Raw genomic sequence first — 25,416 nt, 5'->3', positions numbered from 1 at the left:
CTGTCGCGCTACGACGAGGACGACGTCCGGGTCCGGCCCAACCGGAAGGGCACCCGGCCCCGCACCAAGGACCGTCCGGCGCACGCCGACGCCGTCGACGGGTTCGTCGTCGTGGTCGACCGCGGCCGCTCGCACGTCCTCGTCGGTGAGGGGACCGGGCAGGAACGTCTCGTCACGGCGATGCGGGCCCGCGAACTCGGCCGTCAGGGGGTCGTCGTCGGCGACCGCGTCGGCCTCGTCGGCGACGTCTCCGGGACCTCCGACACCCTCGCCCGGATCGTGCGCATCGACGAGCGGCGCACCGCCCTGCGCCGTTCCGCCGACGACACCGACCCCATCGAGCGGGTCGTCGTCGCCAACGCCGACCAGCTGGTCGTCGTGACGGCCGTGGCGAACCCCGAGCCGCGCTCGCGCCTGGTGGACCGCTGCCTCGTGGCGGCCTACGTCTCGGGGATGCAGCCGCTGCTGTGCCTGACCAAGGGGGACCTCCGCCCGGCCCAGGAGGTCCTGGAGACGTGGGCCCCGCTCGGTCTCGACGCCGTGGTCACCTCCCGCGGGCCGGACGGTCTGCTCGGTCTCGACGCGGTCCGCGAGCGCCTCGACGGGCGGATCAGCGTCCTCGTCGGCCACTCCGGGGTCGGCAAGTCGACGCTGGTCAACGCGCTGGTCCCCGACGCCGACCGCGCGACGGGGCACGTCAACGTGGTCACCGGTCGCGGCCGGCACACCTCGACGTCGATGGCGGCGCTCACGCTGCCCGCCGGGGGGTGGGTCATCGACACCCCGGGCATCCGCGGGTTCGGCCTGGCCCACGTGGACCCGGAGGCGGTGCTGCGCGCGTTCCCGGACCTGCTGCCCGGCGAGGAGGACTGTCCCCGCGGCTGCTCCCACGACGAGCCGGGGTGCGCCCTCGACGCGTGGGTGGCGTCGGGCCGAGCTGGGGCGGCCGGGCCGGCGCGGCTGGCCTCGTTCCGGAGGTTGCTCGTGGCCCGCCGACCGGCCCGTGAGGACGCGATCGGAGCCGACCAGCCCCGCGAGGCCGACGACGGGTGACGGGTGCGGTCGACCGGGACGGTGACCACTGCCAGTTCACACGTGATGCCCTAGTGTGACGGTCGTTCCCGGTCGGAGATGAGGTGACGGCTGCTCATGGGAGACACCAGCTCGATCCGGCCCGCGGGTCTCGAGGCCACCGGACCCGCCCCCCACGTCCCCGCACCCCACGTCCCCGGCCCGGCACCGGCTCCCGGCCCCCCCATCCCCCCGGACCCCCTCCGGACCTGGACCGTCCTGCGGGAACTGGGACGCGGCGCGGGCTCGGTGGTCCACCTGGCGGCGCGGGCCGACGTCCGCGAACCCGGCGGGCGCGAGTACGCGATCAAGCGTCAGCGGCACGTCACCCTGCCGCCGCTCGACCAGGTCGAGGCCGACCGGACGCTGCGCCGCGAGGCCGCCCTGCTGGCCAGCGTGCACCACCCCGGGCTCACCCGCGTGCACGCCGTCGAGCAGGTCGAGGGTCGCCTCGCCCTGGTCATGGACGCCCACGACGGGACGTCGCTGGCCGACCTGCTGCACGCCCCGCCCACCCCCGGCCGTCCCGCACGCCCCGGACGCGGCGGTGACGCCGTCCCCGTGAGCACCGCGCCGCTGTCGCTGACCACGTCGCTGCGTCTGGCCGTCGACGTCTGCGACGCGCTGCACGCCCTGCACCGCAGCGGACTCGTGCACCGGGACGTGAAACCCGCGAACGTCCTCGTCACCCGGGCCGGGCGCGCGGTCCTCGTCGACCTGGGCGTGGCGCACCTCGAGAACCCCGCGCCCGCCCGTCCCGGGGTGCACCCCCACGGCGAACGGGCCGACGGTCCCGAACGCCGTCGTGAGGAGGACCGCGGGGGCGCCGACGCGGCCTCCGAGACCGAGGTCGGCGCACTGCACTACCGCTCCCCCGAGCAGGCCGGTGTCGTCCGCAGCCCCGTCGACCACCGCTCCGACCTCTACTCCGTGGGCGCACTGCTTCTGGAGTGCCTCACCGGTCGCACCCCGGTGGAGGGCAGCGACCCGACGCAGGTCCGTCGCCGGCTGGGCCGGCTGCGCCCGCTCGACCCCGCGGTCCTCGGCCCCGACGTCCCGCGCGCCCTCGGGGTGCTGTTGCGCCGGCTGCTCGCCCTGGACCCGGAGGACCGGCCCGCGAGCGCCGCCGCCGTCGCCGACGAGCTCAGTCGGATCGCGGCCGGCACCGCCCCCGACGTCGCCCTCGGTCGACGCAGTTGGGTGAGCCCCGCCGACGGGCCGTTGCTGGAGCGCGGTCAGCAGACCGCGGTGCTCGACGCGGCCTGGGACAACGCGCGCGCCGGCTCCGGCGGGGTCGTCGTCGTCCGCGGCGCGGCGGGTTCGGGTCGCAGTTCCCTCGTCGAGCACCTGCACCGGCGGGCGGGCGGACAGGGCGCGGCGGCGGTGGTGCTGGACTCCACGACCTCGCCCGCCTCCCCGTTGAGCGCCTTGCGCCGGGCCATGACCGCGGGTGGCCTCTCGACGCCGCCGCGGGACGGGGCGGTCCCCGGTGACGGTGAGGAGCAACGGCCGCAGGCGCTGGCCGAGGAACTCCTCCAGCACGCCGCCCGGACGGGGCCGCTGCTGGTCGTCCTGGACGACACCGAGCACGCCGACGCCTCGACGCTGGCCGTGCTGCGCTGGGTGGCCGGGGAGTGCGCCGACCTCCCGCTGCTGCTGGTCCTCGTCGACCGGCCCCGGGAGTCCGGTGGGCTGGACCCGGCGCTGGACTCCTCCCGGACCCTCGTGATCGACGTCCCGGCCCTCTCCGACGCCGCCGCCCGCGCCGTCGTACGCCGTCGGCTGCCCGGGGCGGTGCTCACCGACTCCGTCGCCACGGCGCTCGTCTCCCGGGCGGCGGGGAACCCCGGTGCCCTGCTCGCGCTCCTCACCGCCCTCCTCGACGACGGCGGCCTGTTGCCCGACTGGGGCCACTGGCGACTGGAACACGCTGCGCTGGAGGCGGTTCCGGTGGCTCCCGGGCTGCTGGCGGCCCTGCTGCGCCGCGTCGAGGAACTCCCCGCCGGGCACCGCAACGTGCTGCGGCTGGCGGCCGCGTGCGGGCGTTCCGTCGACGACCACCTCGTGCTGCGGGCCGCCTCGCCCCAGCTCCCGGCCGAGGCGGTCCGCGCCGGCCTCGCCGCCGGCGTCGCGGTCCGGCTGCTGCGCCCGCGGCCGCACGGTCGCCACGAGTTCCTGCACCAGCAGGTGGTCGACGCCGTCCTGGACGGGCTCGACGAGGTCGAGCGTCGTGGGCTGCACGCGCGCCTGGCCCGCGTCCTGCGCGTCGACACCCGGGCCGGGATGGAGTGCACCGACCGCGAGGCCGTCTTCGCGTGCGCCCACCAGCACCTGCGCGCCGGGGACGCCGTCGCCCCGGCCGACGTCGTCGCGGCGTGCGCGGTGGCCGGGGTCAGCGCCGCCCGCCACTACGCGCCGGAGGCCGCCGTCGGGTTGCTGCAGCAGGCCGTCGCGACCGCCGACGTGGCGGGTCTCCCGCTCGACCCCCGGCTGCGCCGACTGCTCGCGAGCTGCCTGGCCCGCACCGGTCGCCACGCCTGGGCCCACGACCACCTCGACCACCTCCTGCGCACCACGACCGACCCCCTCGGGAAGGCCGTCGGCCTCGGGGAGATCGCCACCCTGCACCGCCACGAACGGGCGCCCGAAGGACCCGCCCGCGCCCTGGACGCGGTCCGGGAGGGTCTGGCCCAGCTCGGTTCCTCCCGGCCCGGCACCCGGGCGGCCTGGTGGGTCTTCACCGTCGTCACCGTGACCGCGTTCGTGGTGACCCTGCTCGACCCGCGCCGTCGACGGGCCAGCCGGCACCGCCTGGACTCCCCCCGCGAGGTCGAGGAGAACACCGCCGAGGCCGCCCACGCCGTGCTGCTGCGCGAGGCCGCGGCCACCGACCTGGACCGCGGGTACCCGCTGCCCGCCCTGCCCACCGCGCTGGCCTCGATCGCGCACGCCCTGCGGGGCCGGCGCGCCGACCTCGCCCGGGACGGGCGACGCACCCTGGCCGCGGCGCTGCGCCGGCTCCTGACGGGGCGGGCGACGTTGCTGCCGGTCCGCCTCCCCGGGACCTCCTCCCTCGTCGGACGTCCCCTGACTCCCCCCTCCCCCCGCCGCGGCGAGACCGAGCCCTCGGTGCAGGCCGGGATCCGCCTGGCCGAGGGACTGGACCGGCTGCGTTCCGGTGGGACCTGGCGCGAGGTCGCCCGGGTCCTCGAGGACGACGGGCAGTGGCTCGACCTGCCCGAGTACGTGGCCGGGACCCGGGCCGTCGTCCTCGAGCGCCTCGCCGCGGGGCACCTCGAAGCCGCCCGCAGCTGGCACGACCGGGCCCTGCGCCGGGTGCCGGAGGGGGCCCCGGCCCCCGTCGCCCTCGACCTGCTCCGGGTCGCGCTGCTGGGGGCCTGCGGTCGGCCGGGGGAGGCCGGGGAGCTGTTGACGACGGTGCGGGGCGGGCTGTCGGAGACGTCGTCCCCCGAGCACCAGCTCGCGGTGCACCTCGCGACGGTGACGTGGCTGGTGCAGCAGCTCGACCTGTCCGAACGCTTCGACGAGGTCGCCCGGCGTTCCACCGCGCTCCTGCACCGCTCTCCGCTGCGGCGTTCGGTGGAGGCCCGCTGGACCGCCGACCTCGTGGTCCGCGGGCGGCTGGCGCAGCTCGCCGCGGCGAGCGACGCCGGGGACACCGTCCGGGTGCGCGAGCGGGAGCAGGAACTGCGGGAAGCGCTGGGTCACCTCGCCCACCGCGCCGGCGGGGCGGTGCAGGAGGCCCAGTTCGACGTCGTCCGCGCCGCCGCGTCGCACCGCCTGGGCCGCACCCACCGCGCGAAGGTGTTGCGGCGCAGGGCGGAACGTCGCGCCGCCCGGTTGGACGCCCCGCTCGTGCAACACCACCTGATGCTGCTGCGGGCGCAGGACCTCGAGGCGAGCGGCGCCTTCGACGACGCCGAGCGGCTGCGCTGGCTGGCCACGGCCCTGGCCGACCGGCACGGCTGGGCGACCCTCGTGCAGCGCGGGCGCGCCGACCTGAACGCGACCCAGCCCGCGGGGAGAGGAGCCTGGGGGCCGGCCGCCGGTCGTCGCCGGCGGCTGCTCAGCGCGATGCGCGACGTCGGCGACGCGGCCCAGGTCCTGGACCCGCAGGACGTCGTGCGGCTCGCCCTGGACCAGGCCTGCGGGGTGCTCGGCGCCGACCGCGCGGTCCTCGCCGTCCTCGACGGCGAGGACGAGCTCGTCGTCTTCGCCGGGCGCACCCGTTCCGGCACCGACCTGGCGCTGGGCACTCCCCTGGACCCGGCCGCGGTCCGGGCCGCCCGGACCGGACGACCCGTGGTCCGCGGGGTGCTGGACGCGCAGGAACAGCGCAGCGCGCACACCCCCGAGGACGTCGCCCGCAGCGTCGTGGCCGTCCCGTTGCTCGTCCGCGGTCGCCGGACGGGGGTGCTGGCGGCGGTCAGCACCGTCGCCCAGGGTGCCTTCGGCCGGGGGGACGTCGAACTGCTGCAGCTCATCGCGGGACAGGTCGCGGCCTCGCTGGAGACGGCCCGGGCGGCCCGCCTGGAGATCGAGGTGCACGGCGCGCAGCGCGAACGCGACCTCGCCGAGGCCGTGCGCCGCCTCACCGAGGAGGTCTCGGGCAGCCTCGACCTGCCCACCGTGCGCCGCCGGCTGCTGCGCTCGGCGCTGACGGAGCTGCGGGCGGGCCGGGCGGCCCTGGTGCCCGTCGCGGTCCGCTCCACCGTCGACGTCGACCCGCCCGCGCTGGTGACGGCCGCGGGCGGTGCGGCCGTGCGGGAGGTCCCGTGGAGCCGGGACTGGCAGGGCGACCGCGAGTCCGCGCCACTGCTGGAACGACCGCTCGCCGCCCACGGCAGCGACCTGCTGCCCGCCCGGCTGCGGGGTCTGCTGGACCTCGGGGGCGACGGCGGGACCGGGGAGGAGCGGTGGCTGGTCGTCCCCCTGAAGGACCGGACCGGCCTGGTGGCCGAGGCGCTGGTGCTCGTCGGGGGTCCCGAGGGGCCCTCCGCCCGGCTGCACGTCGCGGAGGCGCTCGCCGCCCCCGCGGCCATCGGCCTGGAGAACGCGCGGCTCTTCGCCCAGGTCGAGCACCTGGCCCGCACCGACTCCCTCACGGGTCTGGCCACGCGTGGTCACCTGCTGCGCCTGGGTGAGCAGCGCGTGCGGCGGGCCACCCCGGGCCGGGCCGTGGCGGTCCTGATGGTCGACGTCGACCACTTCAAGTCCGTCAACGACACCTACGGCCACGCCGCGGGCGACGAGGTCCTCACGGCCGTCGCGCGGCGGCTGCAGCACGAGGCCCGGGAGAGCGACGTCCTCGGTCGCTACGGCGGGGAGGAGTTCGCCCTCGTCGTCACCAGTCCCGCCCCCGGGGAGGGGTCCGGCCCGCTGGAGGCCCGCGAGGTCGCCGAGCGGCTGCGCCTGGCGGTGCGCCGCAGCCCCGTGCTGGTGCGGGGCGAGCAGCTGCAGGTCACGGTCAGCGTGGGGGTGGCGCTGCTGCGCGAGGGCGAGCAGCTCTCCGACGTCCTGGCCCGCGCCGACAGCGCCCTCTACCGCGCCAAGGCGGCCGGCCGCGACGCCGTCGTCGAAGCCCTCTGATCCCTGGTGCGGGGGTCAGACCAGGCTGGACCAGTAGGACCAGAACTTGACCGCGATCATCACGATCACGGCGGCGTAGCTCAGCACGATGAGCAGTCCGCGGAAGTCGACGACCGTGCGGGCCAGGCCGTGCAGGGCCCGCGGGACGGGCACGAGACCGCGGTCGAGGCCGTCGGCGACGTGGACCCAGAAGGTCGGCACGACCACGCTCCACACGACCATGCAGTAGGGGCAGAGGGCGTGGATGGAGTAGAGGCTCTGGGCGATCAGCCAGCCGACGAAGACCGTGCCGAGGGTGATCCCGACGAGGTAGCCGCGTTCCACCCACCGCGGCAGCGCCGTGCGCGAGAGCACGAGCAGGCCGATCAGGAGCGAGAGGGCGAAGGCGGCGATCCCGATGAGCGGGTTGGGGAAGCCGAAGGCCGCCGCCTGGTCGGTGGCCATGACGCTGCCGCAGGACAGGATCGGGCTGATGTTGCAGCTGGGGGCGTAGCTCGGGTCCTCGGCGAGCTTGAACCGCTCGATCGTCAGCGTGAAGGCCGCGACGAAGCCGAGGACCCCGCCGACGGTCAGCAGCAGACCGCGGGCGCGCGGGGAGACCGGCAACGCCGACAGGTGGCCCTCGGGGGCGTCGTCGACGTGATCAGCGTGGTCGTCGTGGTCAACGTCGTCGTCGTCGAACCCGTCGAAGGTCTCGTCGTCGACCTGGTGCGTCGTGTCGGCCATCTGCGTCCTCACCTCGCGCGTTCCGGGGCAGTGCCCACTCTCCTCCAGCATCCTCGACAGCGCTGGACGTCACCTGAACGTCGCGGCCCCGCCGTGGTCACCGGGTCGAACCTCCCACGTCCACGGTCCCACGGGCCCCGGGCGGTAGGTTCGCGGGCGTGTCCGCCCCCACGCAGTCCCCCGCCGCGCACCAGCGTCCGCGCTACGACGACGACCTGCGGCTCGCGCACGTCATCGCCGACCAGGTCGACGGGGTGACCACCGACCGCTTCAAGGCGCTGGACCTGAAGGTCGAGACGAAGCCGGACCTGACGCCGGTGAGCGACGCGGACCGCGGCGCGGAGGAGCTCATCCGTTCCCAGCTGCGCCGGACCCGGCCGCGGGACGCGGTGCTCGGCGAGGAGTTCGGGCTGGTCGGGCACGGGGCCCGGCAGTGGGTCGTGGACCCCATCGACGGGACGAAGAACTTCGTCCGCGGGGTGCCGGTGTGGGCGACGCTCATCGCCCTCGTCGACGACGGCGTCCCCGTCGTCGGGCTGGTCTCCGCACCCGCGCTGGGGCGGCGCTGGTGGGCGGCGACCGGGTCGGGGGCCTGGACCGGGCGCAGCCTCTCCGCGGCGACGCGGATGCACGTGAGTTCGGTGTCGAACCTCTCGGACGCCTCCTTCGCGTACTCCTCGCTCGAGGGGTGGGAGAGCCGCGGTGCCCTCGACGGGTTCCTGGGCCTGACCCGGTCGGTGTGGCGGACCCGCGGGTTCGGTGACTTCTGGTCCTACATGCTGCTGGCCGAGGGCGCGGTCGACATCGCCGCCGAACCGGAGCTGGCGCTGCACGACATGGCCGCCCTCGTCCCGATCGTCACCGAGGCCGGGGGCCAGTTCACCTCCCGCGCCGGCGTGGACGGCCCCTTCGGCGGTGACGCCGTCGTCACCAACGGGCTGCTGCACGAGGACGCGCTGCGGTTCCTGGGGACCCCCGCCCAGCCGTGAACCCCGCCGTGGACCCCGCCCTGCAGGACCCCCGCGCCCGGCGCCTGCTGGTGTGGGAGGTCGTCGCCGTCTTCGGGGTCTCGCTCGGCATGAGCGGGGTCCGCGCCCTGGTCCGCTTCGTCGGCATCCTCACCGCTCCCGAGGCGATCAACGCCCAGACCTCCACGGTGCTCGGCAGCTACGCCCCCGACCGGCCGTGGCTGGACCTGGCCCTGCAGCTCGTCGCGATCGCGGCGGGACTCGCCCCGGTGTTCCTGGTGGGCTACCTGATGGCCCGGGGCGGGGAGTCGCTGCGGACCCTGGGTTTCGACGGTGCCCGCTTCGGGCGCAACGTCCTCGCGGGTCTGGGTCTGGCCGCTGTCATCGGCGGCTGCGGGCTGGTGCTGTACCTGGGGGCCCGGGGCGCGGGCCTCAACACCAACGTCGCGGCGTCGACGCTGCCCGACACCTGGTGGGCGATCCCGATCTCGGTGCTGGCCGCCGCGGAGAACGGCGTCCTCGAGGAGGTCCTCGTCGCCGGGTACCTGCTGCACCGGCTGTCGCAGCTGGGTTTCCGCTGGCTCCCCGCGCTGCTGGTGAGCGCGCTGCTGCGGGGTTCCTACCACCTCTACCAGGGGGTGGGCGGGTTCGTCGGCAACGTGGCGATGGGGCTGGTCTTCGGCTGGGTCTACCAGAAGTGGGGCCGGACGATGCCGCTCGTCGTCGCGCACACCGCCATCGACGTCGTCGCGTTCGTCGGGTACGCGGCGCTGGTCGGGAAGGTCAGCTGGTTGCCCGGCTGAGCGTCACCCGGGCAGGACGAGGACCGGCACCGGGGAGTGCCGCAGGATCTTCGTGGCCCTCGAGCCCAGGAACACCCGGGCCACCGGGCCCTTGGGTCGCGAACCCACCACGAGGAGTTCCCCGGGTTCCCAGTCGACGGCGTCCACGGCCTCCCGCCACCCCCGACCGGCCCCGACGACGGCGGTGACGTCGGGCGGCAGGGCTCCCTTGCGGCGCAGCGCCTCGACGCTGCGGTGGGCCTGTTCGAGCCAGGCGTCGAAGACCTCGTCGTCGCCGTCGACGCCGAACCCCGAGCTCCACCCCGTCCGGCTGCGCACCGCGAGGGTCAGCACCCGCAGCCCCGTCCCGACCCGTTCGGCGAACTGCTGGGCGCGGGCCACGACGAGTTCGTCCTCCCCCGCCGCGGCGCAGGTGACCCGCTGCAGCGCGACGGACCCGCCGCGGTAGCCGCGCGGGGCGAGGGCCACCGAGAGCGGTGAGGAGTGCAGCAGCCGGCCCGCGGTGGACCCCACCGTGACCTGCCCGAGGTGACCGTCGGGCGAGGAACCGAGCACCAGGACGGCCGCGCCGATGTCGGCCGCGAGGTCGATGAGGCTCGCGGAGACGGACCGTCCCGCGCGGACGTGGAACTGCACGGTGGCCCCGGGGGCGATCTGGTCGAGGTAGGTCCGGGCCGACCTCTCCGCCTGCGCCGCGAGGGATCCGGACCACTCGACGAACTCCGCGTCGGCCTTCGCCGTCGAGGGGGTGTCCCAGGGCCTGGGCAGGACCGTCGCGACGGCCAGCGGGACGCCGAGCGAGCGCGCCAGTTGCGCACCGAGGTTCAGGGTGGCGCGGCCGCCCTTCTCGGGCAGGTAGGCGACGAGGACGGTCACCCGTGGCTGCGCGGGTCGGCCGGGGCGGGACGGTGCTGCACGCGACCAGGGTAGCGATCGGCGAACTTCACAGCACGGACACGCTTTCGGCCGCTCCGACGTGTCCGGCTCACCTACCGTGGTGGGTCCGCAGGACATCGACGTCCGTACTCGATCCCTGAGGAGCCGCACCACGTGAACATCAGCACCTCCGTCTGGCTGACCCTGGCCGTCGCCGTCGTGGCCGCCGTCGTGGCCGCCGTCGTCGGCGAGCTCGTCGCCCTCGGTGTCCGCCGCCTCGGCCGCAACCACGAGATCCTCGCCACCCTCGCCCAGCGGGGACGGCGACCCCTCGCGGGGTTCATGGCCACCCTGGCCGCGCAGTGGGCGCTGAAGATCTACTCCCAGACCGCCGACTGGCAGCAGCCGACGTTCTTCGTCCTGACCCTGCTGACCGTCGCCTTCGGGGCCTGGCTGGCCGTGGTCGCCGCGAACGTCGTCCAGGACGTCCTGCTGCTGCGCTACCGGATCGACGTCAAGGACAACCGCCGCCAGCGCCAGCGCCGCACCCAGGTGCAGCTGGTCAAGCGCGTCGCGGTGGCCCTCATCATCGTCGTCGCCGTGGCCTCGATGCTGCTGACGATCCCCGGTGCGCGCGGCGCGGGCGCGAGCGTGCTGGCCTCGGCCGGGTTGCTCTCGGTGGTCGCCGGCCTGGCCGCGCAGACCTCGCTGGCGAACATCTTCGCCGGGTTGCAGATCGCCTTCACCGACGGGATCCGCGTCGACGACGTCGTCGTCGTCGAGGAGGAGTGGGGCAACATCGAGGACATCACCCTCACCTACGTCGTGGTGAAGCTGTGGGACCAGCGGCGCCTCATCCTGCCCTCCACGTACTTCACGACGACGCCGTTCGCGAACTGGACGCGGAACTCCTCCGACATCATCGGCAGCGTCGACTTCGACGTCGACTGGACCGTCCCCTTCGACGAGGTCCGTGCCCACGCGGAGGCCTTCGTGAAGGCCCACCCGCTCTGGAACGGCCAGACCTGCGCGCTGCAGGTGACCGACGCGCGGAACTCGTTCGTCTCCTTCCGGGTGCTGGTCAGCGCGGACTCGGGCGGGGAACTCTTCGACCTGCGCTGCGCGGTGCGCGAGGAACTCGTCGCCCTCCTGCGCCGCGAGCACCCGGGCGGCCTGCCCAAGGTCCGGATGGACACCCCGCGGGCGGTCCACATCCCGCAGCAGGACGATCACCGCACCTCACGGATGGTGTGACGCAGCTCTCAACGGGGCCGGACGGGCGACCCGCTCAAGGGGTGCCGGGGGGCGCGTCGACACACAGGCACGTGCCCTTCGCCCTGTTGATCCCTTCCCTCGGTCTCGCCGCCGCCGCCATCGGCATCCTCACGGGGGTCCCGCAGGTGCTCCGCCTGCTGCGCAGCCCCGACGCCAGCGGCCTGTCCTTCTCCTCCGCGGTCCTCGGCGTGCTGAGTTCCGGCAGCTGGCTGACCTACGGGTTCCTGCTGCTCGACCCGGCCCAGCTCGTCGCGAACGTCCCCGGCCTCGCCTGCGCGGTCGTGACCGTCGTCCTCGCCGCCCGTCGTCTCGGCGTGGCCCTGACCCCGGCCCTGGTGTGCGTGGCGGCCTGGGTCCCGCTCGTCGCGGTGGCGTTCCTCCTCGGGGGTCCGGCCCTCGTCGGCGTGGTCGCCACCGCGGTCTCGCTGGTGAAGATGCTGCCCCAGGTCCGCACCGTCCTGCGCCGCGAACCGCTGCACGGCCTCGCGCCCGCGTCGTTCGTCCTGACCCAGCTGTCGGCCACGCTGTGGGCGGTCTACGGCCTCGGGACGGGACAGCCCTCCGTGGTGGTCTGCTCCGTCGTCTCCGCGGTCCTGGCCGGGGTGGTCCTCTCGCGCCGCTGCCCGCCCCTCGCGGTCGCCCGCGCCCTGCACGAGGGCCGCTTCGGCGTCCCGGGCCGCCTCCTCGTCCGCCCACTGGTCCTCGCCCGCCGGGCCACCCTCACGCTGGCGGCGTGACCCGGTTCATCGCCCGGTGCACGTGCAGGCGGACCAGGCAGCTGCGCACGGCCATCCGCATCGGCTGGTCGGCGCAGTGCTGCACCAGCCACTGCCCGACGCACTCGAGGTCGTCGGGACCCAGCTCCATGCCCAGGCGGCCCGTGGCCAGCGCGGCCTCGCTCCACACCTGCAGGGCCTGCTCGGGACCCGAGACGTCGGCCAGGCGTCGCAGCCACTCCACCGTCGTCGGGGGTTCCACCTGACGCGAGGAGCGGCGCGCCGGCGCGGTCAGCTCCGCCTGTCCCGATCTCATGCTGGAGACATCGGCACGGGAGACCACGTCGCGGAGCCTCCAGGGGGGTGAAGCGGACGGGTGGTGGCCCAGGGGTGCTGTCGCGAGCCACTCCCGTGATCACGGCGGCGGCCGGGCGCCTCCCGGTGACCGGTCGACCCCGACGGGGCCGTCCGGGTGGCGCGGACGGGTGGTGGGGCGGACGGGGCTGCAGGTCCCCCCACGGGAAGCCGATGGGAAGACCGGGCCCGTCCACGAGCAGCGGGCACCCGCCGCGGTGACGGCGGTGGTGTCGATGACGTCGATGACGTCGAGGACGAGGAGCTGCAATGGACGAGGCCGGCGTGCTGACCGACCGCTCGCGGCTGGAGGCGGTCGCGACCTGGGACGGGATCCACCCCGACCTGAAGCACCGACTGGACCAGGTGGCCTCCCGCACCGCGGCCGGCCTGGGGTTCCCCCTCAGCCTGGTCAGCCTGGTGCTGGACTCCTCGGTCGTCTTCGCGGGCAGCCACGGACTGGTCAGCTGGGTCGCGGAGGTCGGCGGTCTGCCCGCGGAGTGGTCGTTCTGCACCACGACGGTCGTCGAGGGCGCTCCCCACGTCGTTCCCGACGCCGCCCTCGATCCGCTCCAGCACGACAACCCCGTGGTGACCGACGCCGGGGTGCGGTCCTACGCCGGCGTGCCCCTGCGCACCCGCGACGGGAGCGTCGTCGGGGCGCACTGCGTCCTGGGCGTCGAACCGCACGAGTTCGGCCCCGGGGAGATCGCGGAGCTGGAACGCGCGGCCGCGGAGATCGTCGCCATCTTCGAAGAGCACCGCGACGGCCTCACGACGCTGTGAGACCGGCGGTGCCCCTCGCCCGGTGACGGGCTAACCGATCGTCCGATCCGGGTCCCCGACCTCCTTCACCAGGTGGACCAGGGTGGTGCCGTGGTCGTCGACGGACTCGCCGGCCCGGACGTAGCCGGCCCGTTCGTAGCGGGCGATGGTCGCCGCGGAATCCCCGCCGGTGAACAACCGCAGCTCGGTGATCCCCTGCGGCAGCGCCTCTTCGAGGGCACCGAGCAGGGCGGACCCCAACCCCTGCCGCTGCTGGTCGGGGGCGACGGCGAGACGCCCCACGTGGGCGGTGCTCCCCTCGACCCGTCCGCGGACGGCCCCGACGAGGCGGGTGCCGCGCAGGGCGACGAGCACGACCTGCTCCCCGATCGCCGCGCGGACCGCGTCGAGGTCCTCGCGCAACGGGGGCATGGAGGGATCTCCGTAGCGCTGGGCCTCGCTGACGAAGGCCGCGCGCTGGACGGTGAGCAGTTCCCCCGCGTCACCGTCCACCGCGCGCCGCAGGACTACCGCAGGATCCACTGTCCCGGCTCCGCCAGTGCCTCGACCGACGCCGGGCCCCAGGTGCCCGGCGCGTAGGACTCGACCGCCGGACGGTTCGCGGAGAACCGGTCGATGACGGTCCACGCGGCCCGCAGCCCCTCGACCCCGGTGAACAGCGACCGGTCACCGGTGAGCACGTGCTCGATGAGGTGGACGTAGGGCAGCGCGGGCTGCTGACCGTCGAGACCCGGCAGCGGCAGCGTCGCGGTGCCGTCGACGGTGCCGCCGGCCACGCCGGGAGTGCGCACCGTCATCGAGACGTCGATCGCGCCGCCGTCGAGCAGCGAGAAGCTGACCGTGGCGGGCTGGACGTCGGACCCCGCGTAGGGGCCGTCGGCCGGGGCCTTCAGCACGAGGGTGACGCGCTGCTCGTCGGCGGTCATCTTCTTGCCCGACCGCAGCAGGAACGGCACCCCGCGCCAGCGGTCGTTGTCGATCCACACCCGGCAGGCGGCCAGGGTGTCGGTCTGCGAGTCGTCCGGGACGCCGTCGATCGCGGTGTAGCCCTCGAACTGCCCGAGGACGACCTCGGCCGGGTCGAGTTCGCGGAAGTCCTGCAGCGCAGCGTCGCGCGAGGCCTGCAACGCCCCCGGGCCGAGGTCGGCCGGGGGTTCCATCGCGACGGTCGCGGCCATCTGGAACAGGTGGGTGACGATCATGTCGAGGAACGCGCCGGTCGCGTCGTAGAAGCTCGCGCGCTGCGCGACGTCGAGGGTCTCGGCGATGTCGACCTGGACCTGCGCGACGAACTCGTTGCTCCAGATCGAGGACAGCCACGGGTTCGCGAACCGCGCGTGGATGACGTCCTGCTGGGCCTCGAAGGCGAGGAAGTGGTCGATCCGGAACACCTGCGACTCGTCGAAGACGCGCTGCACCTCGGTGTCGAGCTCCTCGAAGGTCTCCAGCGAGGTGCCGTAGGGCTTCTCGTAGACGACGCGGGCACCCTCGACGAGGCCGTGCGCCGCGAAGGCCCTGGTGGTGGGCAGGAACGCGTCCGGCGGGACGGCGAGGTAGTGCACGACCTGCGCGTCGCCGTCCAGGTCCTCGCGGGCCTGGGCGAGCACGTCGAGCAGCGCGCCCGGGTCCTCCTCGCTGAACCCGCCACCGGCGAAGAGCAGGTGCTGGGCGAAGTCGTCCCAGGGGCCGTCGGCGGGCTGCGGCCCGAACTCCTCGAGGGCTTCGCGGATGAACTCGCGGAACTCGTCGTGGGACATGTCACGGCGTCCGCTGCCGATGAGTCGCCACTGCTGCGGGAGCCGGCCGAGGCGGGCCAGCTCGAAGAACGCCGGGGACACGAGCCGGCGGGAGAGGTCGCCCGACGCCCCGTACATGACGAAGATCGTGGGCCGGTCGGTGCTGGACTGCGCTGTCTGCGGTGCGGTGGTCACGTGCGAACGGTACTTGTCCCGGGTCGCGCACCGGGGGCTAAGGTGGTCCCGTGACCACCACTGCGTCCCTCCGGGGAGCCTCCGCCGACAGCGCCCGCGCGCTGTGCAGCGGTGCGTGGTGGTGGGTGTCGGCGGTCGCCTGACGCTTGCCCGTCCCGGTGGCCGCCTCGTCGAGGAGGCCTTCCCGTGACGGTCCCCTCGACGGTCGGCTCCCCCAGCCCCTCGAGGAGAGAACCCCTGATGACACCCGCTGACGAACTGATCGCGGAACTGCTGGCGCCCGGTGCCGGTCCCTTCGCGCTGCTGCGCCGCCTCGACCCGCGCAGCGGCCGGCCCGGACCCGTCGAGGTCCTGTGCGGACCCGTCGAGGTCGTCGAGCACCTGGCCGACATCCCGTTGCGCGAGCGCACCTCCCGCGACGCCCTGGCCCTCGTGCCGTTCCGCCAGATCCGCGAACGCGGGTTCGACGTCCACGACGACGGCACCCCCTTGCAGGTCCTGCGCATCGACTCCACCGAGGACCTCGCGCTCGAGGACGCGCTGCGGGCGCTGCCCGACGCCGAGGTCGCGCTGCGCGACGTCGCGCCCGACCTCTCCGACGAGGACTACGCCGCCGTCGTGCGCCGCATCATCGACGAGGAGATCGCGCAGGGCTCGGGCGCGAACTTCGTCATCCGCCGCGACGTCGACGGCGTCATCGACGGGTTCAGCGCGACGACCGCGCTGAGCCTCTTCCGCCGCCTCCTCGTCGCCGAGCAGGGGGCCTACTGGACGTTCGTGGTCCACGTCCCCGGGGCCGAGGGGCGGTCGCGGACGCTGGTCGGGGCGAGTCCCGAGGTCCACGTCCGGATGGCCCGCGGCGAGGTCGTGATGAACCCGATCTCCGGCACCTACCGCTACCCCGCGACCGGCCCCGACGCCGACGGTCTCGTGGAGTTCCTCACCGACCCCAAGGAGGTCGAGGAACTCTTCATGGTGGTCGACGAGGAACTCAAGATGATGTGCTCGGTCGGTGACCTCGGCGGGGTCGTGCACGGTCCGTACCTGCGCGAGATGGCGAACCTGGCCCACACCGAGTTCGAACTGCGCGGTCAGACCACCCTCGACGCCCGGGAGGTGCTGCGCCAGACCATGTTCGCCGCCACCGTGACGGGCAGCCCGTTGCAGAGCGCGTGCCGGGTCATCCGCCGGTTCGAACCCTCGGGACGCGGGTACTACGCCGGCGCGCTGGCGCTGCTGGGCACCGACGACGAGGGCACCCAGACCCTCGACTCCCCCATCCTCATCCGCACGGCCGACGTCCGCGCGCAGGGTTCCACCGCCACCGTCCGGGTCTCGGTCGGCGCCACCCTGGTGCGGGGTTCCACCCCCGAGGGCGAGGTCGCGGAGACGCACGCGAAGTCCGCCGGGGTGCTGCGCGCGCTCGGGGCGCTGCCCCCGTTGCCGCCCCGCACCGGTGCCGACGGGGCGCCCGTCCGCCGGGTCCCGCTCATCGCCGACCCGCGGGTCGCGACGTTGCTGGCCTCGCGCCGCGACCGGCTCGCGTCGTTCTGGCTCGAACCGCAGAAGCAGCCGACGGGTTCACCCCTGGGCCGGGCCCTGGTGATCGACGCCGAGGACACGTTCACGTCGATGCTCGTGCACCTGCTGGCCTCGGCCGGGTTGCAGGCCCGGGTGCTGCGCTACGACGACCCGACGCTGGACGCGGAGCTCGCCGCCCACGACGGGCTGGTGCTGCTCGGTCCCGGCCCGGGTGACCCGGAGGACTCCGGCGACCCGCGGATCGCGCGGTTGCAGGAACTCGCCGCGCGGTTGTCGGCCGCCGCCCGGTCGGGCGGGAACCCCCTGCTCGGGGTGTGCCTGGGCCACCAGCTGCTGTCCGGGACGCTGGGTCTGCCGTTGCGCCGCAAGGACGCTCCCCACCAGGGCACCCAGCTCGACGTCGACCTGTTCGGCACGGCGGCGACCGTCGGGTTCTACAACAGCTTCACCGCACGGGTCGACGAGGCGTCCATCGCGCGCCTCGCGGGTGAGGGCATCCACGTCGCGACCGGTCCTGCCGACGAGGTCGTCGCCGTGCGCGGGGAGGGTTTCGCCGGGATCCAGTTCCACCCCGAGTCCGTCCTGACCCTGGGCGGCCCGGACGTCCTGCGTTCCCTGGTCGAACCCCTGCTCACCTCCCCCTGACCAACTTCTGGGAAGTTTTCCACCCTTCCCACGAGGCGGAAGGGTGGGGAACTCCCCAGGAGTGCTCACCACGGGAGCCGGTGCCGGGGACGGGCGAAGTCGGCCGGTCGCAGGTCGTTCATCGGCTGCCACTCGATGGCGCGGGCGATCTCGAGCATGACCCGCTGCGCCGGCCACAGGTTCGCCCAGCGGTACCGCAGCACGGGAAGGTCGGCCTGCACCACGAGCAGCCTCTCGCGGGTGGCGTCGGCATCGCGCTGGCGGAGGTCGTCGTGGTACCCGCCGTCGAACTCGAGGGCGAACACCCGACGTCGCCCCCGGACCAGGAGGTCGGGGAACCGCAGGAGCGACCCGTCCGGGGTGGTGAGGAGGAGGGACGGGTTCACCCAGGGCTCGGGGAGGCCGGCCAGGACGACACACATCCGCAACCGACTCTCCCCCACCGAGCGGGACGCGCCGTGGCACAGGGACAACGCGGTCCGGGCGAAGTCCACGCCGGGCCATCGGCGGTGCCTCTCCAGGTACTCGGCGAACTGCGCCAGGTCGAGCCCGGCGGCGGCGAAGGTGTCGAGGACGGACACCCGCTCGACCAGCGGGACGTCGCGGAGGAGGTCGAACACCGTCCGGAACCAGCTGGTGACCAGAACTCCACCGACGACCACCGTGTCGTCGTCCTCCGCGCGCAGGACCTGCCGACGGGACCGGTGCACCGCCCGCTCGATCCCGGCCCCGGCCGGCCCCCGGGTGGTGACGAGCGGAACGTCGACTCCCGGCGGCGGGGTCCACGTCCCGTGGATCCAGGCCGCGGTCAGACCGGCGAAGACCACCCCGCCCGGGGCCGCCAACTGCAGGGCGTGCACCCGCACCGCGTCGTCGACGGCGACGTCGCGGTGCACGTACACCCCGGTGTGCAGCCGACGCCACGCCGCGGACTCGAGCTGGCGTCGGGACAGGCCCGCGTCGAGGGCCTGAGCCACCGTGAACGGGTGGCGGGCGAGGGCACTGGGCACCTGGGGGCGACGAGGCATCCGCCGATGGTGCGAGGGGTCGACGGGACGCTCACCGCTTCGTCCACAGAGCGCCGTCCGCACCCAGCCTGTGCACACCGGGATGACCCCTGCCTCGGCAACTTCGGGGAGACTTTCCACCCTTCACCGTCCCTGGAAGGGTGGAAAGTCTCCCAGGAGTTGGTCAGGGGTGGCCGGGGCTGACGAGTCCGATCTCGTACCCGAGCACGACGGCCTGGACGCGGTCACGCAGCCCGAGCTTGGTGAGGATGCGGCTGACGTGGGTCTTGGTCGTCTGCTCGGCGATGAACAGTTCGGCGGCGATCTCCTGGTTCGACAACCCGCGGGCGATGCAGACGAGCACCTCGCGTTCGCGCGGGGTGAGGTCGGCGACGGCCGCGGGGACGTTCACGCCGCGGGTGCGGGTGGCGACGAAGTGCTCGATGAGGCGTTTCGTGATCCCGGGCGAGAGCAGCGAGTCGCCCACCGCGACCGCCCGCACGGCGTCGACGAGGACCTCGGGCGTGGCGTCCTTGAGCAGGAACCCGCTGGCGCCGGCCTGCAGGGCCGAGAACACGTAGTCGTCGATGTCGAAGGTCGTCAGCACCAGCACCTTCGGCGCCGGGTCGAGCCCCGCGGCGAGGATCGCGCGGGTCGCGCCGAGCCCGTCGAGGACGGGCATCCGGACGTCCATCAGCACCACGTCGGGGTGCACCGAGGTCACGACCTCCACGGCCTGTTCACCGTCGGCGGCCTGCCCGACGACCTCGATCCCGGGCTGGGCGTCCAGCAGGGCGGAGAACCCCGCCCGGATCATCGCCTGGTCGTCGACGACCACGGCTCGTACCGTTCCCGAGGAGCTCACACCCCAGGTTCCCACGGCAGCGACACCCGCAGGAGGAACCCACCGTCGGGGGTGGGCTCCGCGCTCACCGAGCCGCCCAGCAGCGACGCCCGTTCCCGCACGCCGACCAGCCCGTGCCCGCCGGAATCGGGGGCGGGCGGGAAACCGTCGGGAGCGACGCCGTTGCGGACCTCGACGACGACCCCGGGATCCGTGCGCAGCACGCTGACCTCGACACCGGCCCCCGTCGCGTGCCGCACGACGTTGGAGAGCCCCTCCTGCACGATCCGGTGCACGGCGATCCCCAGGGCCGACGGCAGCGACGGGTCCCGCAGCGACGGGTCGACGCGCATCCGGACGTCCGATCCCGCCCGGCGGGCGCCCTCGACGAGTTCCGCGAGCCCGTCCAGCCCGGACCGCGGGGCGAGTTCGCCCCCGTCGGAGCGGCTGCGCAGCACCCCGAGCAGCGTCCGCATCTCGGCCAGCGCGGTGCGCGACTGGGCGGCGATGTCGTCGAACTCGGCCCGGGCCGCCAGGGAGAGGTCCGGGATGCGGTACTGCGCGGTGGTGGCCTGGACGCCGATGACGGACATGCTGTGCGCGACGACGTCGTGCAGTTCGCGGGCGATGCGGTTGCGCTCCTCGACGACGACCCGCCGGGACTGCTCCAGCTCGGTGTCGCGGCGCGAGCGGGCCAGTTCCTCGCGCACCCGTCGACGCGCGCCGACGGCGCTGCCGATGCCCAGCGCCAGCAGGGAGTTCGAGCCGTAGACGACGAGGTTCGCGCCGGAGTCCTCGGAGAACCCGCTGAAGAGCCCGGCCACGGCGACGGTGAGCGCGAGGCTGCCCACCCACGCGGTCACCCCGACCCGCCACAACCGCCGCACCCCCAGGACCAGCAGCAGCGCGGCGAACGTCAGCAGCGACGGGACCGTCCAGGGCCACGGCCCGGCCTGGGGGTCGGCCCCCACCGCGACGAGCAGCACTCCGGTGAGCGCCGCGATGACTCCGAGGTCGGCCCGGAAGAGCACGAGCACGAGACCGCCGCACTGCATCAGGACGGCGGCCAGCGCCCACCCGGCCGGGACCCCGTGCACCGCGGCGTCCACCGGAGCCCCGACGGCGTACAGCGCCACCGCCAGGAGCACCACGGCCACCCGGCCGGAGCGCAGCGGTCGCAGCACACCCGGGACCCGGGGCCTGCGGAGACGGGGCCGGGGCGCCCGGACCGGCTGGTCACGCCGGCTGGAACGACGCAGCAAGGAGCCCACCCCCCGATCGGATCGTCGCCAGCGCGGCCCCGACGACGGTCTTGACCCCCAGCAGGAGACCGGCGACGGCCAGCCCGGCGAGCACCGCGAGCCAGGGCCGGTCGAGGACCCCCTCTACGCGGGCCGCGAGGTGCTCCCCCGTCAGCATGCCGAGCCCGACGAGGACGCTGACCCGCACGGCGGTCAGCAGTGCGGTCCAGCCGAGGAACCGGCGGTAGCCGACGGCGGCGTAGCCGGCGGCGAGGAAGGCCGGCACGGCACCCACGTCGACGAGCTTCGCCCCGGCGACGACCGTCCCGAGGTGGTCGGAGGCCTTGCGGCACAGCAGGTCCTGACGGTCCGGGGTGAAGCCGAGCTTCGCGCTGAGGCGCGCGACCCACGGGTGGCCCCCGGCCCGGCGACCGGCCCGCCCGAGCAGGTAGAGCCCGCTGTCGAGGAGCAGGTCGATCCCGAAGGCCAGCAACCACACCAGGAGCAGCGCCGCGTGACCGGCCCCGACCAGGGTGCCGCCGGCGAACGTCGCCACCGGCCCCTCCAGCACCATCGCGGGCGCCAGCACCGCGTACGGCGTCCCCACCAGCACGTCCACCCGAACCACCCGACCTCTCGACTCCCGCAGCGACGACGCCAGTCAACCGGCTCGGGCCCTCGGGCGTCGTCCCCCACCGGAGCCGCCCGCACGTGCGACCCCGGTAGGGGGTGGTCCTCAGAGGCGGGGGTCCACGGGTTCGGACTCCAGCGCCAGGACGGCGAAGGTGCACTCGTGCACGCGCCACAGCGGCTCGGCCCGGGCGGCCCGTTCCAGCCCCTCCAGGCCGAGGGCGTACTCGCGCAGGGCCAGCGACCGCTTCCGCCCCAGGCTCCGCTGCCGGATCCGCTCGAGGTTCGCGGGTTCGGTGTAGTCGGGGCCGTAGACGATGCGCAGGTACTCCCGGCCCCGGACCTTGAGGCCGGGCTGGACGAGCCCCCGCCGGGTGCGCACCCGGTTGGCGAGGGGTTTCACCACCATCCCCTCGCCCCCGGCGTCGGTGAGTTCGCTCCACCAGGCCACCCCGGCGGCGATCGACTCCGCGTCGGCGGTGTCCACCACGATCCGCCGGGTCGCTGCGATCCGGTCCGGGGCCACGGCGACGAGGCGGTCGGCGATCCCCAGGTGCCAGTCGTGCGGGCGGTCGGCGAAGGTGTGCCCGGCCGCGCCGAGCAGCGCGAACGGGGCCAGCCGCACCCCGTCCAGCCCGTCCGTCGGCCAGCAGTAGCGCCGGTAGGCGTCGGTGAAGGCGGCGACGTTGGTGGCGCGGGACGCGGTGCGCGACAGCAGGTCCCCGAGGTCGAGCCCGCGCCCGGCGGCCTGCTCCAGGACGCCCACGGCGACGGGCAGCGCCGAGCGACCGGCCGCCCCGACGGAGGCGTACTGCTCGCGCAGCAGCGGACCCGCCTTCGCGCTCCAGGGCAGCAGTTCGGCGTCGAGCAACAGCCAGCCGGTGTCGAACTCCTCGAACAACCCGGCCGCCGCGGCGGCGGTCCGCAACTCCTCGACGAGCGCCGCGGTCAGCGCGGGGTCGAAGAAGCTGCGCCCGGTGCGGGTCCAGATCGCCCCCAGCGCTCGACCGGGTGCCCCGAAGCGCTGCTGCGCAGCCTGTTCGTCCCGGCAGAGCAGGACCAGCGCCCGCGATCCCATGTGCTTCTCCTCGCACACCACGGTGTCGACTCCGTCGGCGGCGAACGCGCTGAACGCCTCGTCGGGGTGCTCGAGGAACCCCTCCCGCTTCGACGTCGCGACGGGCGACATCGTGGGCGGCAGGTGGATCAGCCAGCGCGGGTCGAGCGCGAAGCGGGACACGACCTCGAGCGCGGCGGCGGCGTTCTCCTCCCGGACGCTGATGCGACCGTGGTCGGCGGTCTCCACGACGCGGCGGCCCTGGACGTCGCCGATGTCGAGGACGTCGGGGTCGCGCAGGACCGCGCTCTCCGGCGACAGCGTCCCGGCCACCGGGAACGGGCGGGCCGGTGCGTGGTGCACCGCCCGCGCCGCGACGGAGACGAGTTCCTTCTCCGGCCAGCGCAACGCCGTGAGGTGACCGCCGAAGACGCAGCCGGTGTCGACGCAGATCGTCCCGTTGACCCACTCCGGTTCCGGGACCGGGGTGTGGCCGTAGACGACGGTCGCGCGACCGCGGTAGTCGTTCGCCCACGGGTAGCGGACGGGCAGCCCGAACTCGTCGGTCTCCCCCGTGGTCTGGCCGTAGAGGCAGAAGTCGCGGACGCGACCCGAGGCCCGCCCCTGGTACCTCTCGAGGACCCCGGCGTGCGCGACGGCCAGCCGGCCCTCGTCGAGGACGTAGTGCGAGACCAGGGAGTCCAGGAACTCCACCACGCCCGCGCGGAACCCCTCGGTCTCCGCGGCGAGCTGCTCCAGGGACTCCGCCAGCCCGTGGGTGACCTGCACGTCACGACCCCGCAGGGCGCGCAGCAGCTTGTGCTCGTGGTTGCCGGGGACGCAGAGCGCGTGGCCGTGGGCGACCATCCCCATCACCAGGCGCAGGACGCCGGGGGTGTCGGGCCCGCGGTCGACGAGGTCGCCGACGAACACCGCTCGCCGCCCCGCCGGGGGCAGCGCGTCGACCGCCCGTCCCTCCTCGTCGTGGACCAGGCCGTAACCCAGCCGTCCGAGCAGGTCGAGGAGTTCCTCGCGACAGCCGTGGACGTCGCCGACGACGTCGAAGGGACCGGTCTCGTCGCGGCGGTCGGTGTACAGGCGGGTGCGGGTGATGGTGACCTCGTCGACCTCGGCGGGGTCGCGCAGCACGTGCACGGTGCGGAACCCCTCCCGCGGCAACCCCTTGAGGCTGCGCTTGAGGTCGGCCTGCTGGCGGCGCAGGACGTGCGGACCGAAGTCGCGGTCGGCGCGGTGGCGGTTGCGTTCCGCGCTGACCGCCTCGGGCAGGTCGAGGACGATCGCGACGGGCAGCACGTCGTGCGCGCGGGCCAGCGCCACCAGCGACTTCCGCGCGGACTGCTGGACGTTCGTCGCGTCGACCACGGTGAGGCGGCCCGCGGCGAGGCGCTTGCCGACGATGAAGTCGAGGACCTCGAAAGCGTCCTTCGTGGCGGACTGGTCGTTCTCGTCGTCGGCGACGACGCCGCGGGCCCAGTCGCTGGAGACGATCTCGGTGGCCTTGAAGTGGCGGCGGGCGAAGGTGGACTTCCCCGACCCGGTGGTCCCGATCAGGACGACGAGGCTCATCGCGGGGACGGTCAGTTCGCGGCTCACGCGGCGACCCCCTTGCTGAACACGGCCAGCTGCGTCGGGGTCCCCACGGCGGGGTCCTCGTCACCGACCCCGAGCGTGCGGACGGAGTAGCCGAACCGGGCGCAGACGCCGCCGGCCCACTGCGCGAACTCGGCGCGGGTCCACTCGAAGCGGTGGTCGGCGTGGCGGAACCCGTTCTCGAACAGGTCGGGGTAGTTCACGTTGTACTCCGCGTTGGGGGTCGTGACGATCACCGTCGTGGGGGCGGCCTCACCGAAGACGACCCGTTCCAGGGCAGGCAGTCGCGGCGGGTCGACGTGCTCGACGACCTCGGAGAGGACGGCCGCGTCGAGGCCGTTCAGCCGTTCGTCGCGGTAGGTGAGGGCGGACTGGAACAGCCGCACGCGGTCGGGGTCCGGCATCCGGTCCAGGTGGAGGCGGCGCGCAGCCTGCTGCAGGGCCCGCACGGACACGTCCGTCCCGAGGATCGAGGTGTACTGCGCGTCGGCGGCCAGGGCGGCCACGAGCTGCCCCTGCCCGCAGCCGAGGTCGGCGACCCGGGCGGCGCCGGACTCGCGCAGGACGGCGAGGATCGCGGCGCGGCGGTGCTCCTTCAGCGGGACCCGCACCTCGGCGTCCTCGGGTTCCTCGACGGGGCCCGCGGTGCCGTCGACGTCGACGAGCCGGTCGAGGGCGTCCACCACGAGGTGGCGGCGGTGGGCGAGGTAGCGGGCGGTGATGAGGTCCCGTTCAGGGTGGGCCGCGAGCCAGTCGCCGCCGCGGCGCACGAGCTTGTCGATCTCCTCCTCCCCCACCCAGTAGTGCTTGGCGTCGTCCAGGACGGGCAGCAGGACGTAGAGCTGCGCCAGGACGTCGGCGATCCGCGCGCGGCCGGCGAGTTCGAGGTCGACGTAGCGGGAGGCTCCCCACGTCGGCACCGTCTCGTCCAGCGGCAGGTCGCGGGTGGTGACGCTCCAGCCCAGCGGCTCGAAGAGCCGGCGCACCAGGTCGGCGCCGCCGTGACGGGCGGGGACGGCGGGGAGGCGGACCCGCAGCGGCCAGCACACGTCCACGAGCTCCGGACGCGAGGTGCAGCGCGCCGCGAGGGCGGTGGAGAAGGTCCGGCCGAGGGCGACGGCGAGCATGCTCGACGCCGCGTAGGGGCGGTCGTTGACGTACTGCCCCAGCACGCTCTGCGCGTCCCCCCGGGCGGAGCGGACCAGCCCGACCGGGTCGACCTCCAGCAGCACCGCGAGCGTGGTCTGCTCCGGGGTGTTCTCCGGGTAGAACACGTGCGTGGTCACCGCGCCCTGCTCAGCGGTGAGGACGCGGTCGGGGTGCTTGTGCAGCAGGAACCCGAGGTCGCCCGCGGGCACGTCGGGCGCCGGTCGCTGCGCGGTGAGGGTCAGGATCACCGACCCAGCTGATCACGGATGGCGGCTCCGGCGCACGGGAAAAGACGAAGGCCCGGACCGTCAGGTCCGGGCCTTCGTCCTACTGGTAGCGGGGACAGGATTTGAACCTGCGACCTCTGGGTTATGAGCCCAGCGAGCTACCGAGCTGCTCCACCCCGCGTCGTGAGGCCAACCGTACGCCACGAGGGCCGCGAGGCCAAATCCGTTGCGGGAGAGCAGCACCGCGAACGACGAAGGCCCGGACCGTCTGGTCCGGGCCTTCGTCCTACTGGTAGCGGGGACAGGATTTGAACCTGCGACCTCTGGGTTATGAGCCCAGCGAGCTA

Annotated in this window: 19 protein-coding genes and 1 tRNA gene; 8 read left to right on the top strand and 12 right to left on the bottom strand. The window is 74.4% G+C overall.

Annotation, left to right across the window (positions count from 1 at the left end; all coding sequences use genetic code 11):
• Both rsgA and AC0I8G_RS23365 read left to right on the top strand, forming a co-directional pair.
• Nucleotides 1-1,053 carry a ribosome small subunit-dependent GTPase A gene (gene rsgA, locus AC0I8G_RS23370; protein ID WP_380162445.1) on the top strand — a complete coding sequence of 351 codons (1,053 nt, stop codon included), beginning with the start codon at nt 1-3 and terminating at the stop codon, nt 1,051-1,053.
• A gap of 96 nt (nt 1,054-1,149) precedes the next feature.
• Nucleotides 1,150-6,681, top strand: coding sequence for a diguanylate cyclase (locus AC0I8G_RS23365; protein ID WP_471732090.1), 5,532 nt, complete (start codon nt 1,150-1,152; stop codon nt 6,679-6,681).
• A gap of 15 nt (nt 6,682-6,696) precedes the next feature.
• Here the strand turns inward: AC0I8G_RS23365 and AC0I8G_RS23360 are convergent, their stop codons facing one another.
• The gene (locus AC0I8G_RS23360) at nt 6,697-7,407 is read right to left on the bottom strand and encodes a vitamin K epoxide reductase family protein (protein WP_471732089.1); all 711 of its coding nucleotides are present in this window, start codon (nt 7,405-7,407) and stop codon (nt 6,697-6,699) included.
• Nucleotides 7,408-7,565: 158 nt separating this feature from the next.
• Here AC0I8G_RS23360 and hisN point away from each other — a divergent pair, with 158 nt between their 5' ends.
• Both hisN and AC0I8G_RS23350 read left to right on the top strand, forming a co-directional pair.
• A complete protein-coding gene (hisN, locus tag AC0I8G_RS23355) occupies nt 7,566-8,396 on the top strand; it encodes a histidinol-phosphatase (RefSeq protein WP_471732088.1) in 831 nt (276 codons plus the stop codon).
• Complete coding sequence (locus AC0I8G_RS23350) at nt 8,393-9,178, top strand: CPBP family intramembrane glutamic endopeptidase (RefSeq protein WP_471732087.1); 786 nt, start codon at nt 8,393-8,395, stop codon at nt 9,176-9,178. The genes hisN and AC0I8G_RS23350 overlap by 4 nt, the downstream gene beginning before the upstream one ends.
• Before the next feature lie 3 nt (nt 9,179-9,181).
• On the opposite strand, the gene AC0I8G_RS23345 is transcribed toward AC0I8G_RS23350, so the two are convergent.
• Nucleotides 9,182-10,054: a universal stress protein gene (locus tag AC0I8G_RS23345; protein WP_471732086.1), complete on the bottom strand. Its 873-nt coding sequence runs from the start codon at nt 10,052-10,054 to the stop codon at nt 9,182-9,184.
• A 174-nt stretch (nt 10,055-10,228) separates the two neighbouring features.
• On the opposite strand from AC0I8G_RS23345, the gene AC0I8G_RS23340 reads away from it, so the two are divergent.
• Both AC0I8G_RS23340 and AC0I8G_RS23335 read left to right on the top strand, forming a co-directional pair.
• Nucleotides 10,229-11,308 (top strand): mechanosensitive ion channel family protein, encoded by a 1,080-nt coding sequence (locus AC0I8G_RS23340; RefSeq protein WP_471732085.1) that lies wholly within the window; start codon nt 10,229-10,231, stop codon nt 11,306-11,308.
• Between the two features lie 71 nt (nt 11,309-11,379).
• On the top strand, nt 11,380-12,066 hold the full coding sequence (locus tag AC0I8G_RS23335; protein WP_471732084.1) for a SemiSWEET family transporter: 687 nt from the start codon (nt 11,380-11,382) through the stop codon (nt 12,064-12,066).
• Here AC0I8G_RS23335 and AC0I8G_RS23330 read toward each other — a convergent pair.
• Complete coding sequence (locus AC0I8G_RS23330) at nt 12,050-12,361, bottom strand: hypothetical protein (RefSeq protein WP_380258664.1); 312 nt, start codon at nt 12,359-12,361, stop codon at nt 12,050-12,052. The genes AC0I8G_RS23335 and AC0I8G_RS23330 overlap by 17 nt on opposite strands.
• A gap of 308 nt (nt 12,362-12,669) precedes the next feature.
• On the opposite strand from AC0I8G_RS23330, the gene AC0I8G_RS23325 reads away from it, so the two are divergent.
• The gene (locus tag AC0I8G_RS23325) at nt 12,670-13,185 is read left to right on the top strand and encodes a GAF domain-containing protein (protein ID WP_380258666.1); all 516 of its coding nucleotides are present in this window, start codon (nt 12,670-12,672) and stop codon (nt 13,183-13,185) included.
• Between the two features lie 30 nt (nt 13,186-13,215).
• Here AC0I8G_RS23325 and AC0I8G_RS23320 read toward each other — a convergent pair whose 3' ends face one another.
• Nucleotides 13,216-13,677, bottom strand: coding sequence for a GNAT family N-acetyltransferase (locus AC0I8G_RS23320; RefSeq protein ID WP_471732083.1), 462 nt, complete (start codon nt 13,675-13,677; stop codon nt 13,216-13,218).
• A gap of 14 nt (nt 13,678-13,691) precedes the next feature.
• Nucleotides 13,692-15,116, bottom strand: a complete 1,425-nt coding sequence (locus AC0I8G_RS23315) for a glucose-6-phosphate dehydrogenase (protein ID WP_471732082.1) — start codon at nt 15,114-15,116, stop codon at nt 13,692-13,694.
• A gap of 240 nt (nt 15,117-15,356) precedes the next feature.
• Between AC0I8G_RS23315 and AC0I8G_RS23310 the strand changes: the two genes are divergently transcribed.
• Nucleotides 15,357-17,303, top strand: a complete 1,947-nt coding sequence (locus AC0I8G_RS23310; RefSeq protein WP_471732081.1) for an anthranilate synthase family protein — start codon at nt 15,357-15,359, stop codon at nt 17,301-17,303.
• A gap of 65 nt (nt 17,304-17,368) precedes the next feature.
• Here AC0I8G_RS23310 and AC0I8G_RS23305 read toward each other — a convergent pair whose 3' ends face one another.
• The 7 genes from AC0I8G_RS23305 to AC0I8G_RS23275 all read right to left on the bottom strand — a co-directional run bounded on the left by AC0I8G_RS23305 (nt 17,369) and on the right by AC0I8G_RS23275 (nt 25,250).
• Nucleotides 17,369-18,331 carry a hypothetical protein gene (locus AC0I8G_RS23305; RefSeq protein ID WP_471732080.1) on the bottom strand — a complete coding sequence of 321 codons (963 nt, stop codon included), beginning with the start codon at nt 18,329-18,331 and terminating at the stop codon, nt 17,369-17,371.
• 163 nt (nt 18,332-18,494) lie between these two features.
• The gene (locus AC0I8G_RS23300; protein WP_380258676.1) at nt 18,495-19,148 is read right to left on the bottom strand and encodes a response regulator; all 654 of its coding nucleotides are present in this window, start codon (nt 19,146-19,148) and stop codon (nt 18,495-18,497) included.
• Between the two features lie 23 nt (nt 19,149-19,171).
• The gene (locus tag AC0I8G_RS23295) at nt 19,172-20,338 is read right to left on the bottom strand and encodes a sensor histidine kinase (protein ID WP_471732079.1); all 1,167 of its coding nucleotides are present in this window, start codon (nt 20,336-20,338) and stop codon (nt 19,172-19,174) included.
• A 52-nt stretch (nt 20,339-20,390) separates the two neighbouring features.
• The gene (locus tag AC0I8G_RS23290; protein ID WP_380258680.1) at nt 20,391-21,014 is read right to left on the bottom strand and encodes a hypothetical protein; all 624 of its coding nucleotides are present in this window, start codon (nt 21,012-21,014) and stop codon (nt 20,391-20,393) included.
• A 117-nt stretch (nt 21,015-21,131) separates the two neighbouring features.
• Nucleotides 21,132-23,696, bottom strand: coding sequence for a polynucleotide kinase-phosphatase (locus AC0I8G_RS23285; protein ID WP_471732078.1), 2,565 nt, complete (start codon nt 23,694-23,696; stop codon nt 21,132-21,134).
• Nucleotides 23,693-25,090, bottom strand: a complete 1,398-nt coding sequence (locus AC0I8G_RS23280) for a 3' terminal RNA ribose 2'-O-methyltransferase Hen1 (RefSeq protein ID WP_471732077.1) — start codon at nt 25,088-25,090, stop codon at nt 23,693-23,695. The genes AC0I8G_RS23285 and AC0I8G_RS23280 overlap by 4 nt, the downstream gene beginning before the upstream one ends.
• Nucleotides 25,091-25,173: 83 nt before the next feature.
• A tRNA-Met gene (locus AC0I8G_RS23275) sits at nt 25,174-25,250 on the bottom strand.
• Nucleotides 25,251-25,416 lie beyond the last annotated feature (166 nt).

The sequence above is a fragment of the Kineococcus sp. AC630 genome, from assembly GCF_979255925.1.
This window is presented reverse-complemented; position numbering and strand designations above follow the sequence as displayed.

Excerpts from the sequence above, each read along its gene's own strand:
- AC0I8G_RS23365 (WP_471732090.1), top strand. The coding sequence starts at position 1,150 with ATGGGAGACACCAGCTCGATCCGGCCCGCGGGTCTCGAGGCCACCGGA.
- AC0I8G_RS23360 (WP_471732089.1), bottom strand. The coding sequence starts at position 7,407 with ATGGCCGACACGACGCACCAGGTCGACGACGAGACCTTCGACGGGTTC.
- AC0I8G_RS23330 (WP_380258664.1), bottom strand. The coding sequence starts at position 12,361 with ATGAGATCGGGACAGGCGGAGCTGACCGCGCCGGCGCGCCGCTCCTCG.
- AC0I8G_RS23325 (WP_380258666.1), top strand. The coding sequence starts at position 12,670 with ATGGACGAGGCCGGCGTGCTGACCGACCGCTCGCGGCTGGAGGCGGTC.
- AC0I8G_RS23310 (WP_471732081.1), top strand. The coding sequence starts at position 15,357 with ATGACACCCGCTGACGAACTGATCGCGGAACTGCTGGCGCCCGGTGCC.
- AC0I8G_RS23305 (WP_471732080.1), bottom strand. The coding sequence starts at position 18,331 with ATGCCTCGTCGCCCCCAGGTGCCCAGTGCCCTCGCCCGCCACCCGTTC.